The 13,804-nt window shown below is 60.7% G+C and carries 11 protein-coding genes; 4 read left to right on the top strand and 7 right to left on the bottom strand.

Annotated features, from left to right (window positions below; all coding sequences use genetic code 11):
• Window positions 1–150: 150 nt before the first annotated feature.
• The gene (gene pncB, locus ENGE1_RS14900) at window positions 151–1,353 is read right to left on the bottom strand and encodes a nicotinate phosphoribosyltransferase (protein ID WP_043086678.1); all 1,203 of its coding nucleotides are present in this window, start codon (window positions 1,351–1,353) and stop codon (window positions 151–153) included.
• Window positions 1,354–1,616: 263 nt separating this feature from the next.
• On the opposite strand from pncB, the gene pepN reads away from it, so the two are divergent.
• Window positions 1,617–4,229, top strand: coding sequence for an aminopeptidase N (gene pepN, locus ENGE1_RS14895; RefSeq protein ID WP_043084765.1), 2,613 nt, complete (start codon window positions 1,617–1,619; stop codon window positions 4,227–4,229).
• A gap of 56 nt (window positions 4,230–4,285) precedes the next feature.
• On the opposite strand, the gene ssuB is transcribed toward pepN, so the two are convergent.
• From ssuB to ssuE, 5 genes are read right to left on the bottom strand one after another with little or no spacing between them, the layout of a single operon-like run.
• Window positions 4,286–5,053, bottom strand: a complete 768-nt coding sequence (gene ssuB / locus ENGE1_RS14890) for an aliphatic sulfonates ABC transporter ATP-binding protein (protein WP_043084763.1) — start codon at window positions 5,051–5,053, stop codon at window positions 4,286–4,288.
• The gene (ssuC, locus tag ENGE1_RS14885) at window positions 5,050–5,841 is read right to left on the bottom strand and encodes an aliphatic sulfonate ABC transporter permease SsuC (RefSeq protein WP_043084762.1); all 792 of its coding nucleotides are present in this window, start codon (window positions 5,839–5,841) and stop codon (window positions 5,050–5,052) included. Before ssuC ends, ssuB begins: the two co-directional genes overlap by 4 nt.
• Before the next feature lie 10 nt (window positions 5,842–5,851).
• On the bottom strand, window positions 5,852–6,997 hold the full coding sequence (gene ssuD, locus ENGE1_RS14880) for an FMNH2-dependent alkanesulfonate monooxygenase (RefSeq protein WP_043084761.1): 1,146 nt from the start codon (window positions 6,995–6,997) through the stop codon (window positions 5,852–5,854).
• Window positions 6,994–7,962 (bottom strand): sulfonate ABC transporter substrate-binding protein, encoded by a 969-nt coding sequence (locus tag ENGE1_RS14875; RefSeq protein ID WP_048272888.1) that lies wholly within the window; start codon window positions 7,960–7,962, stop codon window positions 6,994–6,996. The genes ssuD and ENGE1_RS14875 overlap by 4 nt, the downstream gene beginning before the upstream one ends.
• Entirely contained in the window at window positions 7,955–8,530 is a 576-nt protein-coding gene (ssuE, locus tag ENGE1_RS14870) for an NADPH-dependent FMN reductase (RefSeq protein WP_048252399.1), read from the bottom strand. Before ssuE ends, ENGE1_RS14875 begins: the two co-directional genes overlap by 8 nt.
• 234 nt (window positions 8,531–8,764) lie before the next feature.
• Here ssuE and pyrD point away from each other — a divergent pair, with 234 nt between their 5' ends.
• Complete coding sequence (gene pyrD / locus ENGE1_RS14865; protein ID WP_048252400.1) at window positions 8,765–9,775, top strand: quinone-dependent dihydroorotate dehydrogenase; 1,011 nt, start codon at window positions 8,765–8,767, stop codon at window positions 9,773–9,775.
• 162 nt (window positions 9,776–9,937) lie between these two features.
• A complete protein-coding gene (zapC, locus tag ENGE1_RS14860) occupies window positions 9,938–10,480 on the top strand; it encodes a cell division protein ZapC (protein ID WP_048252401.1) in 543 nt (180 codons plus the stop codon).
• Here zapC and ENGE1_RS14855 read toward each other — a convergent pair.
• The gene (locus ENGE1_RS14855; RefSeq protein ID WP_048252402.1) at window positions 10,477–11,586 is read right to left on the bottom strand and encodes a YcbX family protein; all 1,110 of its coding nucleotides are present in this window, start codon (window positions 11,584–11,586) and stop codon (window positions 10,477–10,479) included. The genes zapC and ENGE1_RS14855 overlap by 4 nt on opposite strands.
• A 101-nt stretch (window positions 11,587–11,687) precedes the next feature.
• Here ENGE1_RS14855 and rlmKL point away from each other — a divergent pair, with 101 nt between their 5' ends.
• Window positions 11,688–13,793 carry a bifunctional 23S rRNA (guanine(2069)-N(7))-methyltransferase RlmK/23S rRNA (guanine(2445)-N(2))-methyltransferase RlmL gene (gene rlmKL, locus ENGE1_RS14850; RefSeq protein ID WP_048252403.1) on the top strand — a complete coding sequence of 702 codons (2,106 nt, stop codon included), beginning with the start codon at window positions 11,688–11,690 and terminating at the stop codon, window positions 13,791–13,793.
• Window positions 13,794–13,804 lie beyond the last annotated feature (11 nt).

Below are 13,804 nucleotides of genomic sequence, written 5' to 3'. Positions count from 1 at the left end.
CAGGAATAAGGTTTAGCTTTCCACCTTCTGACTGAAGGGGGATACCTATGTTACCTGTCATCTTTTATCAGACAAGAACATTTCGCAGCGATGGCGGGGATTTGCGTAAATAATAGAAAGAAGGGAGCCGGAAAGGCTCCCTTTTGTCAGTTAGCTGGCTTTTTTGACCTTGGGAATGTCGAAAGCCTCGCGCAGGGCGCGGACAAACGCCTGATCGTGGCAAATGGTTTTGCCCGGGCTGTCCGAGAGTTTGGCTACCGGTCTGCCGTTGCACTCGACAAGCTTAATCACAATATTCAGCGGCTTAACCTGCGGAATGTCGCAGGTCAGGCGAGTGCCGATGCCGAAGCTCAGCTTCACCCGGGAAGAGAAGTGGCGATAAAGTCCGACGGCCTTATTCATATCCAGATTGTCGGAGAAGACCAGCACTTTGCTCAGCGGATCGATACCCAGCTTCTGATAGTGAGCGATGGCTTTCTCGCCCCACTCGACCGGATCGCCGGAGTCGTGGCGCAGCCCCTGATAACGGCCGGCGAACTCCGGACCAAAATCGCGCAGGAAGGCATCCATGGTGATGCAGTCGGTCAGCGCAATCCCCAGCTGATCCGGATACTCCTTGAGCCAGGCGGCGAGGGCCACCTGCTGGCTGGCGGCGAGGCTTGGACTGAGCTGCTGATGCGCCTGGAACCACTCATGGGCCTGGGTGCCCATCGGCGTGAGATGAAGACGGCGGGCCAGGTCGTAGTTGCTGGTGCCGACAAACCACGGCTCCTGCTGCAGGCGCTCAACGATAGCCTGCTGAACCTCGCGGGAGAAGCGGCGGCGGGTGCCGAAATCCATCAGCCGGAAGCCGGACATATCGATGTCGGCGGTAAGCCGGCGGAAATCGGTGAGCTTATGCTCCAGATGCGCAAGCGCCTGGCCGACGCCGGCCTGAGGGGTGCGCAGGCTGTGCACCAACTCGCTGATGACTGCCAGCAGCGGTACTTCCCACATGATGACTTCCCGCCACGGTCCGGCGAGGCGAATATTGAGTTTGCCGTTCTCATTGCTGACGGTGACCTGGCGCGGGTCGTAGCGGAAATCGCGCAGCCAGTCGAGGTAGTCCTGCTTAAAGAAGGGCAGGCCGGAGAGCCACTGAAACTCATCGTCCCGCAGCGACAGGGACTGCATCGCGTCCACCTGGTCGCGGATGGCGTCAGCATAAATGCCCAGTAAATCGTCGCCGCGGCAGCGGAATTCAGCAGCGACGTGGACATCATAGTACTGATGGAACACGGCCTGCTGCATGTGCAGCTTGTAGGCATCTGTATCGAGCAACGTCTGCAGTACAGGGGTAGCGGATAGTGTCATGGTGCGCAATTGCATCCTCATTAAAGGAGCGTTTAGTACAGTAAACAACAGCCAGTTTCGCTGGAGTATACCTTGTTTATTGATTTATTGAACCCCGATCACACCACAAGGCGGCGGCAGGATCGAGGGCATTTCGTGCCGATAGTTATCAAAATGTTGCATTTCGCGCCTTTGCCCATGAAAAGATGAACATTCTGCGTAGCGAACCGCAAGCAACAAGAATAGACTGGACTGACACTTTATACAGATGCTAAAGGTTTTTTATGACACAACAGCCCCAAGCCAAGTACCGCCACGACTACCGTGCGCCGGACTATACGATAGGCGATATCGAACTGACCTTTGACCTGGATGCCGCGAAAACCGTTGTTACCGCCGTGAGTACGCTCACCCGCCACGGTGCATCTGACGCTCCGCTGCGCCTTGACGGCGAAGATTTGACTCTGCTTTCGGTGCATGTCAACGACCAGGCCTGGAGCGACTATAAAGAAGAAGACAATCAGCTGGTGATAAACGGGCTGCCGGAGCATTTTACGCTGTGCATCGTCAATGAAATCAGCCCGGCGGCGAATACCGCGCTGGAAGGGCTTTACCAGTCTGGTGAAGCCTTGTGTACCCAGTGCGAGGCCGAAGGCTTTCGCCACATCACCTGGTATCTGGACCGCCCGGACGTGCTGGCGCGGTTTACCACCAAAATTATCGCCGATAAAAGCAAATATCCGTTCCTGCTGTCCAACGGCAACCGCGTTGCGCAGGGCGAGCTGAGCGACGGCCGCCACTGGGTGCAGTGGCAGGATCCGTTCCCGAAACCGTGCTATCTGTTTGCGCTGGTGGCCGGCGACTTTGATGTGCTGAGCGACACCTTCATTACCCGCTCCGGACGCAGCGTCGCCCTCGAGCTGTACGTCGATCGCGGCAACCTCGACCGCGCGCCCTGGGCGATGACCTCCCTGAAAAATTCGATGAAGTGGGATGAAGAGCGCTTCGGCCTTGAGTACGATCTCGACATCTATATGATTGTCGCCGTCGACTTCTTTAATATGGGCGCGATGGAGAATAAAGGCCTCAATATCTTTAACTCTAAGTACGTGCTGGCCCGCAGCGACACCGCCACCGATAAAGACTATCTCGACATTGAGCGGGTGATCGGCCACGAATATTTCCACAACTGGACCGGCAACCGCGTCACCTGCCGCGACTGGTTCCAGCTGAGTCTGAAAGAGGGCCTGACCGTGTTCCGCGATCAGGAGTTCAGCTCCGATCTCGGCTCCCGCGCGGTCAATCGCATCAGCAACGTGCGCACCATGCGCGGCCTGCAGTTTGCCGAAGACGCCAGCCCGATGTCGCATCCGATCCGCCCCGAGATGGTCATCGAGATGAACAACTTCTACACCCTGACGGTGTATGAAAAGGGCGCCGAAGTGATCCGCATGCTGCACACGCTGCTCGGCGAAGAGAATTTCCAGAAGGGGATGCAGCTCTATTTTGAGCGCCACGACGGCAGCGCCGCTACCTGCGACGACTTTGTGCAGGCGATGGAGGATGCCTCTAACGTCGATCTCTCGCACTTCCGCCGCTGGTACAGCCAGTCGGGTACGCCGGTAGTGACCGTGCACGATGACTACAATCCGGAAACCGAACAGTACACGCTGACCATCAGGCAGCACACGCCGCCGAGCGCCGATCAGCCCGAGAAGCTGCCGCTGCATATTCCGTTCGATATTGAGCTTTACGACGGCGAAGGGAAAGTGATCCCGCTGCAGAAGGGCGGCCATCCGGTACACAACGTCCTTAACGTCACTCAGGCAGAACAGACCTTTATTTTCGATAATGTCTATTTCCAGCCGGTGCCGTCGCTGCTGCGCGAATTTTCCGCGCCGGTGAAGCTTGACTATAAGTGGAGCGATCAGCAGCTGACGTTCCTGATGCGCCACGCCCGCAACGACTTCTCCCGCTGGGACGCGGCCCAGAGCCTGCTGGCGACCTATATTAAGCTTAACGTCGCCCGCCAGCAGCAGGGCCAGCCGCTGTCGCTCCCGGTCCACGTTGCCGATGCCTTCCGCGCGATCCTGCTCGACGAGAAGATCGATCCGGCCCTTGCGGCGCAGATCCTCACTCTTCCGTCGGTCAACGAGATAGCCGAACTGTTTGAAACGATCGATCCGATCGCCATCGCCACGGTGCACGAGGCGCTGACCCGCACGCTGGCCGTTGAGCTGGCGGACGAATGCCTGGCGGTGTATAACGCCAACGCCCTCGACGCCTACCGCGTTGAGCATGCCGATATCGGTAAGCGTTCGCTGCGCAACGTCTGCCTGCGCTATCTGGCCTTTGGCGACGCAGAGTTGGCCGATAAACTGGTCAGCCATCAGTATCAAACGGCCGATAACATGACCGACGCCCTGGCCGCCCTGGCCGCCGCGGTGGCCGCTGAACTGCCGTGCCGCGATGCGCTGATGCAGGCGTACGACGACAAGTGGCATGAGGACGGCCTGGTGATGGACAAGTGGTTTAACCTGCAGGCCACCAGCCCGGCGGCAAACGTGCTGGAGACGGTGCGCGGGCTGCTTAACCACCGCTCGTTTACGATGAGCAACCCGAACCGCATCCGCGCGCTGATTGGCGCCTTCGTCAGCCTCAACCCGGCGGCCTTCCACGCCGGGGACGGCAGCGGCTATCAGTTCCTGGTCGAGATGCTCACCGATCTGAACACCCGCAACCCGCAGGTGGCGTCGCGTATGATTGAGCCGCTGATCCGCCTCAAGCGCTACGACGCGGCGCGGCAGCAGAAGATGCGCAGCGCGCTGGAGCAGCTGAAGGGGCTGGAGAATCTCTCCGGAGATCTGTACGAGAAGATTGTGAAGGCGCTGGCGTAAGCCCTGATGCAGTCATAACGCCGGTCGGGCGGGGATTTTTCCCCGCCCGATTTGTTTCACCCGTGCCGCCGGCTGCGCGGCTCGGAGTGGCCGCGGCGCATCACCCGGTTGAGCACCTCCGCCTCCAGCTCGGCCAGCCGCGCCGAACCTTTGCGTCTGGGCCTGGGAAGGTCTACCGTCAGGTCGAGGCCGATTTTTCCCTCTTCAATTAATAACACCCTGTCCGCCATCGCCACCGCCTCGCTGACGTCGTGGGTGACCAGCAGTACCGTAAAGCCGTGTTCCTGCCACAGGGACGCAATCAGATCCTGCATCTCCAGCCGGGTCAGGGCGTCCAGCGCGCCGAGCGGCTCGTCGAGCAGCAGCAGGCCGGGGCGGTGGATCAGCGCCCTGGCCAGGGCCACGCGCTGCTTCTGCCCGCCGGAGAGCGCGGCGGGCCACTCGCCGGCGCGGTTTTCGAGACCGACGGCGGCCAGCGCCTCCAGCGCCCGGTCGCGCCATTTGCCCTGCAGACCGAGGCCGACGTTATCAATCACGCTTTTCCACGGCAGCAGCCGGGCGTCCTGAAACATCAGCCGCGTCTCCTGCTGGCTGGCGGTCAGCGGGCCGTTGCCCGCCAGCAGCTCGCCGGCGTTGGGTTTTTCCAGCCCGGCCAGCAGCCGCAGCAGGGTGCTTTTACCGCCGCCGCTGCGCCCGACCACCGCCACAAACTGCCCGGCGGGGATGTGCAGATCCAGATCGTTGAGCACCACGTTGTCGCCGTAGCGCTTGCCGACGGCGTTGAGCAGTAGCGGAATGCCGGGATTCAGACGCGCGGTATTCATACGCTTGCCTCCTTCAGATGATAGGCCGGGTTCCAGCGCAGCCAGACGCGCTCAAGCAGCTGCGCCGCCGTGTCGGCCAGTTTTCCCAGCAGGGCATAAAGAATGATGGCCACCACCACCACATCGGTTTGCAGGAATTCGCGGGCATTCATCGCCAGATAGCCGATGCCGGCGTTGGCGGAGATGGTTTCGGCAACAATCAGCGTCAGCCACATCAGGCCGAGCGCAAAGCGCACGCCGACCATGATGGAGGGCAGGGCACCGGGCAGGATCACGTGCCAGAACAGCGCCGGACCCGAGAGGCCGTAGCTGCGGGCCATCTCCACCAGTCCTCTGTCGATATTGCGGATCCCGTGCCAGGTATTGATGTAAATCGGGAACAGCGTCCCGAGCGCCACGAGGAAAATCTTGGCGGTTTCGTCAATACCGAACCACAGGATCACCAGCGGGATCAGCGCCAGGTGCGGCACGTTGCGCAGCATCTGGATGGAGGTATCCAGCAGCCGCTCTCCCCAGCGGGAGAGGCCGCTTATCAGCCCCAGGGCCAGGCCGATAGAGCCGCCGATGGCGAAGCCCACCAGCGCCCGCCAACTGCTGATTGCCAGATGGTGCCACAGCTCGCCGCTGGCGGAGAGACTCCAGAAGGCCTCCACGACGCCCTCCGGCGAGGGCAGGATGCGGGTGGAGAGCCAGCCGACGGAGGAGGCTATCTGCCAGAAGATCACGATGCCGACCGGCAGCAGCCACGGCGCCGCGCGCTGCAGCCAGAAATCTACAGGTTTTGCCATGTACCGATCCTCAGCTCTGGGCGGCTTTGCGCGGTATAAACAGATTGGCGACCACTTCACCCTGCTGCTGTAGCGCGGCAGGGCGGGGGACTTCCGGCACCGCCACATCGAGGTGCGGGAACAGCAGTTCGCCGACTCTCCACGCCTCTTCGAGATGCGGATAGCCGGAGAGAACAAAGCTGTCGATACCCAGCGCCGCGTATTCGTTGATGCGCGCCGCGACCGTCGGCCCATCGCCGACCAGCGCCGTCCCGGCGCCGCCGCGCACCAGGCCCACGCCCGCCCACAGGTTGGGGCTTATCTCCAGCTTATCGCGGCGCCCGCCGTGCAGGGCGGCCATCCGCTGCTGGCCGACGGAATCGGTGCGGGCAAACGCCTCCTGGGCGCGGGCGATGGTGGCATCGTCGAGGTGCGAGATCAGCCGGTCGGCGGCCTGCCAGGCCTCTTCATTACTTTCGCGCACAATGACGTGCAGGCGGATCCCGAAGCGGATCCTGCGGCCCAGCTTCGCCGCCCTGGCCCGGACCTGCTCTATCTTCTCTTTTACCTGCGCCGGCGGTTCGCCCCAGGTGAGATAGAGGTCAACCTGCTCGGCGGCCAGATCCTGCGCCACGTCAGACGACCCGCCGAAGTAGAGCGGCGGGCGCGGCTGCTGCACCGGCGGGAACAGCAGTTTCGCCTCGCGGACCTTCTGATATTTGCCGTTAAAGGTGACGGTTTCGCCCTCCAGCAGGCGGCGCCAGATATGAGTAAATTCGGCTGACGCTTCGTAGCGGGCGGTGTGATCGAGGAACACGCCGTCGCCCGCCAGCTCCTGCGGATCGCTGCCGGTCACCAGATTAAACAGCGCCCGGCCGTTGGAGAGGCGGTCAAGCGTCGCGGCCTGGCGCGCGGCGACGGTCGGTGAAATCACGCTCGGACGCAGCGCCACCAGGAACTTCAGGCGCTGGGTGACCGGAATGAGCGAGGCCGCCACCAGCCACGCGTCTTCGCAGGAGCGGCCCGTCGGGATCAGCACCCCGGTGTAGCCAAAGCGATCGGCGGTCTGGGCTATCTGCTGCAGATAGCCGTGGTCTACCGGTCGGGCATTCTCTTCGCTGCCCAGATAGTGACCATCGCCGTGGGTGGGTAAAAACCAGAACATATTCAGGCTCATGACTTAGCTCCTTGTTGGGCGGCCGGCTGCCAGATGCGGTCTTTAATGTCGACCTTTTTCGGCACCAGGTGATTTTGATAAAAGAGATCGGCGGTCTGCTGCTGGCGGCGCGCCGTTTCGGCGCTGACCGGCGTAATGGCGCTGGTGGGGCGGTGGCTGAGGTAGCTTGCGATCACCGCTTCCGGCAGGCCCATGCTTTTTGCCAGCAGCGCCGTGCTCTGCTGGCGCTGGCTGACGGTCAGGGCGTCGGCCTCGGTAAAGGCTGCCAGCACCCCTTCAATAAAGGCGCCGTTTTTCTCCGCGTAGGGGCGGGAGGCGAGATAGAAAGAGCCGGTTTGATTCAGCTTACTGCCATCGGTCAGCACCCGGACGCCGCCCTGCAGCAGCGCGGCAGAGTAATAGGGATCCCAGATAGCCCAGGCATCGACGCTATGCTGCGCAAAGGCGGCCCGCGCGTCGGCGGGGGGCAGGTAGGCGGATTGAATATCGGTAAACTTAAGCCCCGCCTGCTGCAGGGCGCGCAGCAGCAGATTGTGCGAACTGGAGCCTTTCTGAAAAGCGACCTTATGCCCCTTCAGATCGGCAACCGTTTTAATCGGGCTGTTTTCCGCTACGAGGATCACTTCCGCTTTCGGTTTCGGCGGCTCGGCGCCGACGTACACCAGATCCGCCCCGGCGGCCTGGGCGAAAATCGGCGGAATATCGCCGGTGCTGCCGAGATCGATGCTGCCGACGTTGAGCGCCTCCAGCATCTGCGGCCCGGCCGGGAACTCGATCCATGAGATTTTGGTATCAGGGTAGCGCTGCTCCAGCAGATGGTGGCTTTTGGCCAGTACCATGCTGACGCTGCCTTTCTGGTAGCCGATGCGCAGCGCGTCAGGCGCCTTTTCGGCGGCGTGGCTCCACGCCGGAAGCGTTATCAGCGCCGCGATGGCCAGCAGGGCGGCGCGGGAACGGTTAAGCATGGGCAACCCCCGGGGCGGTATGGAACGCCGGAGCGGCGGTATCGCGGCGGTGCAGCGCCTGCCAGAAGGTTTCGAGCGCGTCATCAAGGCGCTTTTGCAGATTGGCGCTGAACTGCGGCCGGTGCTGGTAGTCCTGGACCTGGCTGTCGTCGGCAAATACGCCGTGGAGGATCTCCCGGGCCTTCAGGGCGTTGAGCACCGGCTTAAGGGCATAATCGACGGCGAGCATGTGGGCAACGGTGCCGCCGGTCGCCAGCGGCAGCACGATTTTCCCCTCCAGCGCCCGCTCGGGCAGCAGGTCGAGCAGGGTTTTCAGCGCCCCGGAAAAAGAGGCTTTATAAATGGGGGTGGCGATAATCAGGCCATCGGCATCGGCCAGCTGCTCGTTCAGGGTCTGCAGCGCCGGGCTATCAAAGCGGGCATAGAGAAGATCTTCAGGCGCGAAGTTCTGCAGATGCCAGTGGCGAACGTCGACGTTAACCTGGGTAAGTCTCTCCCTCGCGTACTCCAGCAGGGCGCTGGAGCGGGAAGGGAACCGCGGGCTGCCCGCAAGCGTAATGACGCGCATAACCACTCCTTATAACTAAAAGTTAGGTTCTATCAGGAATTGATAACTGTAAGAGGAGTGTCGCAGAGGGCCGGACGTTCACTAAATGATTTATCCGCAAGTCGATAGCCGGAAAATGCAAATAAGGGAAACGGTTGCGCTTTCCGCTCTCTTTTTTGCCGCAGGTCAATTCCCTTTCGCCGCCCGATCGAACATAATACGGCCCCGGTTTGCCACCGGGAATCAGGAGAGTTCATGTACTACCCCTTCGTTCGTAAAGCCCTTTTTCAGCTCGATCCAGAGCGCGCTCATGAGTTAACTTTTCAGCTATTGCACCGGGTTACCGGCACGCCTCTTGAGGCGCTGATCCGTCAGAAAGTGCCGGCGAAGCCGGTTTCCTGCATGGGCCTGACGTTTAAAAATCCGCTCGGGCTGGCCGCCGGCCTCGATAAGAACGGCGAGTGTATCGATGCCCTGGGTGCCCTCGGCTTCGGATCGCTTGAGATTGGTACCGTGACGCCGCGTCCGCAGCCCGGTAACGACAAGCCGAGGCTCTTCCGTCTGGTCGATTCCGAGGGTCTGATCAACCGCATGGGCTTCAATAATCTCGGCGTCGATAACCTGGTTGAGAATGTAAAAAAGGCCCATTTTGACGGCGTTCTCGGCATTAATATTGGTAAAAATAAAGACACGCCGGTTGAGAACGGTAAAGATGACTATCTGATTTGTATGGAAAAAATCTATCCCTACGCCGGATATATTGCCATTAATATCTCCTCACCAAATACACCTGGACTGCGTACGCTACAATATGGTGAGGCGCTGGACGATCTGCTTTCCGGCATTAAAAATAAGCAGAATGAACTGCAGGGGATCCACCATAAATATGTTCCGGTGGCCGTGAAGATCGCCCCGGATCTTTCCCCTGAAGAATTGATCCAGGTGGCTGATAGTTTAGTCCGGCATAATATTGATGGCGTCATTGCGACCAATACTACGCTTGACCGCAGCCTGGTTCAGGGAATGAAGCATTGTGACGAAACGGGGGGACTGAGCGGTCGTCCGGTACAGTTAAAAAGCACTGAGATTATTCGCGCCCTGTCCGCAGAGTTGAATGGCCGTCTGCCAATTATCGGCGTCGGCGGTATTGACTCGGTGGTTGCCGCTCGCGAGAAAATAGCCGCAGGTGCCACGCTTGTCCAAATCTATTCCGGGTTTATTTTTAAAGGCCCGCCGCTGATTAAAGAAATCGTTACCCATATCTAATCTTTACTGCGCAATTTTCAACCAGGGCTTTATTTCCGGCCCTGGTTGCTTTATATTTTCCGGGTGTTGCTAATTTAGCCTTTTAAATCTTTGTTCATTTTGGCTGATAAACCGGTGGGATATTTCAGGCAGCGGGATGCTTTTTTATACAGGGGGACGGAGATGCGAATTAAACCTGACGATAATTGGCGCTGGTATTATGACGGTGAACATGACCGCATGATGCTCGATCTGGCCAACGGCATGCTGTTTCGCTCGCGCTACTCTCGCCGTATGCTGACGCCGGATGCCTTTGATCCTTCAGGATTTTGTGTCGATGATGCCGCACTCTACTTCTCACTTGAGGAGAAGTGCCGCGATCTTAATCTGGCAAAAGAGCACCGCGCCGAGTTGGTGCTTAACGCGCTGGTTGCCATCCGCTTTCTCAAGCCGCAGATGCCCAAAAGCTGGCACTTTATCTCCCATGCCGATTACTGGCAGCCGGCAACCGGCGATGCCGCCGCCGTCTGGCTCAGCGACTGCGGCGAGCAGGTGAATCTGCTGGTGGTCGAACCGGGGGAAAATGCGGCGCTCTGCCTGCTTGCGCAGCCGGGGGTGACGATTGCCGGACGCACAATGCAGCTCGGGGATGCCATTAAGATAATGAACGACCGGCTCCAGCCGCAGCCCGCCGCGAACAGCGTCAGCTACGGCCAGGCGGTTTAAAGGGCCAGACGCAGCGACGTTTCAGGAATACAGCTGCAGCACAGTATCGTCCCGTCGTCGGCGACTGCGCCGCGCTTCATGGGACTGACTCTCCCATCGATCAGCGTTATTCTGCAGCTTCCGCACAGGCCCGCCCGGCACGAGTAGGGAACGCGGATCCCCCGCTGCTCAAGCTGCTCCAGCAGTACCTGCTGGTTGTTGCCGCGAAAAACCTCTCCCTGCCACTCAATATCCAGCGCCGCCTCCTGCCGGCTTTCGACGTCCAGCGCTTCGGCGACGTTGCCGCTGCCGTAGGCTTTTGCCGGACCGGTGGCGAGGATCTCAACCTCATCGCCGACGCGCACTACGCCGCTGCTGCGGGCGATCAGGTTCTGACCAAAATCGACGTCGCCGTTATCGCGCGCCGTGCGAAAAGACTGGAGCGTGGTGAGCGGCTCCCCGGCGGGGTGCTTCTGCCCGCGCTCCGGGCTGACGGTGGTGAATACGCAGCGGCTGCAGGGCTTCACCACGTCGAAGATGACCCCGCCGATGCGCACGACCTTCCAGGTATCCTCCTCCCAGGCCCCGGTGCCTGCCACCACCAGGTTCGGACGAAACTGCTCCATTTTCACCCCGGCGGGGCAGCGATTTTGCAGATCGCGCAGGGAGGCTTCGCTGGTCAGCAGATAGGGAAAGCCGTCGGCGAAGGAGAGGGGAACGGCGTCGTAGCGCTTAACGCGGCGGGTAGGCTCAGGGCCGACCCAGCGCAGCTGCACGTCACGGTTGAAGAAAGCGGAAAGCCAGGCGTTGACGCCCTCCGGGGCTATCAGCGCCGTGAAGTGGTTACCCCAGACTTCGGTAGGCGCCGCCTCGGCGGCGAAATCGGCGAAGCGCACCGCCGCGCTGCTGCCGTCCGGGGCGGTCAGGTGAATACCGTCAAACATCGGCACCGGCGTAAAGCGCACCATCTGCGGATACTGGCGGGCGGTAATAAAGGTGCCGTCCGGCTCGGTCAGCATAAATATCCGATCCTGCGCCATGCCGCTGATATCGGCCAGCGCCTGCGTCACGCCGATACCGCGCATAGATTTAACCGGATGTATGAAAAGCCGCGATAGCGTTGCCATGCCTCTGTCCTTCGGATAAAAAAAGTCGGCCTCAACTTTATGATATGCAGCTCACATTGGCTATAATGCGCAGCAATTTTCTATGAGTAATAAGTGACGATATGAATTCTCTGTTTGCCAGTACGGCCCGCGGGCTGGAAGAGCTGTTAAAAACTGAACTGGAAGGCCTCGGCGCGCTGGAGTGCCAGGTGGTTCAGGGTGGTGTCCTGTTTGCGGGGGACACGCGGCTGCTTTACCAGAGCCTGATGTGGAGCCGGCTGGCGTCGCGCATCATGAAGCCGCTGGGACAGTGCAAAGTCTACAGCGACCTGGATCTCTATCTGGGCGTGCAGGCGATCCCGTGGACGGAGATGTTCAACCCCGGCGCCACCTTTGCCGTCAGCTTCAGCGGCGTGAATGACGAGATCCGCAACAGCCAGTACGGCGCGCTGAAGGTCAAAGATGCCATCGTCGATGCCTTCACCCGCAAAAACCTGCCGCGCCCGAACGTCGATAAAGAGAGCCCGGACGTGCGCATTAACGTGCGCCTCAATAAAGAGGTGGCCAATATTTCGCTCGATCTCAGCGGCGACGGCCTGCACCTGCGCGGCTACCGCGACCGCACCGGCATTGCGCCGATCAAAGAGAACCTCGCCGCCGCTATCGTGATGCGCTCCGGCTGGCAGCCGGGCACACCGCTGCTCGATCCGATGTGCGGCTCCGGCACGCTGCTGATTGAGGCGGCAATGTGGGCGACCGACCGCGCGCCGGGCCTGCACCGCGGCCAGTGGGGCTTTAGCGGCTGGGCGCAGCACGATGAAGCCGTCTGGCAGGAGGTCAAAGCCGAGGCGCAGACCCGCGCCCGCGCGGGCCTCGCCGCCTATGAGTCGCACTTTTACGGCTCCGACATTGATGGCCGGGTTATCGAGCGCGCGCGCAGCAACGCCCGCCGCGCCGGTATCGGCGAGCTGATCACCTTTGACGTTAAGGACGTGGCTAAACTCAGCAACCCGCTGCCGAAGGGGCCGTACGGCACCATCATCAGCAACCCGCCCTACGGCGAGCGTCTGGACAGCGAGCCGGCGCTGATTGCCCTGCACAACCTGCTGGGACGGATCGTGAAAACGCAGTTTGGCGGCTGGAACCTGTCGCTGTTCAGCGCCTCGCCGGATCTGCTGAGCAGCCTGCAGCTGCGCGCCGAGCGCCAGTTCAAGGCCAAAAACGGCCCGCTGGACTGCGTGCAGAAAAACTATCACGTCGCGGAAAACGACGGCAGCGCGCCGGTGATGCTGGCGGACGACTACGCCAACCGCCTGCGCAAGAATCTTAAGAAGCTCGACAAGTGGGCGCGCCAGGAGGGCGTGGAGTGCTATCGCCTGTACGATGCCGACCTGCCGGAGTATAACGTGGCGGTAGACCGCTACGGCGACTGGGTGGTGATTCAGGAGTACGCTCCGCCGAAATCGGTGGATGCCACCAAGGCGCGCCACCGCCTGTTCGACGTTATCGCCGCTACGATCCAGGTGCTGGATATCGCCCCGAACCGGCTGGTGCTGAAGACCCGCGAGCGGCAGAAGGGCAAAAATCAGTACGAGAAGCTGAGCACGAAGGGCGAGTTTATGGAAGTGGGCGAGTACAATGCCCGCCTGTGGGTCAACCTCACCGACTATCTCGACACCGGCCTGTTCCTCGATCACCGCATCGCCCGCCGCATGCTCGGTCAGATGAGCAAGGGGAAAGACTTCCTCAACCTCTTCTCCTATACCGGCAGCGCCAGCGTTCACGCAGGCCTCGGCGGCGCGCGCAGCACCACCACGGTAGATATGTCGCGCACCTACCTGGAGTGGGCGGAGCGCAACCTGCGCCTCAACGGTCTGACCGGCCGAGCCCATCGCCTGCTGCAGGCGGACGTGCTGGGCTGGCTGCGCGAGGCCGACGAGCAGTTCGACCTGATCTTTATCGATCCGCCGACTTTCTCCAACTCCAAGCGCATGGAAGACACCTTCGACGTGCAGCGCGATCATCTGAAGCTGATGAGCGATCTGAAGCGCCTGCTGCGCAAGGGCGGAACGATCATGTTCTCTAACAACAAGCGCGGCTTCAAACTCGATCATGACGGACTGGCAGCCTTGGGTCTGAAAGCACAGGAAATCACACAAAAAACGCTTTCCCCGGACTTTGCCCGCAACCGTCAGATCCACAACTGCTGGCTGATTAGCGCAGCCTGAAGGAAATAACC

This window comes from Pluralibacter gergoviae ATCC 33028 = NBRC 105706, from assembly GCF_001598855.1.
In the GTDB taxonomy this organism is placed as follows: Bacteria; Pseudomonadota; Gammaproteobacteria; order Enterobacterales; family Enterobacteriaceae; genus Pluralibacter; species Pluralibacter gergoviae.
The sequence above is the reverse complement of the archived record's forward strand: the minus strand, read 5'-3'. Positions and strand labels throughout refer to the sequence as shown.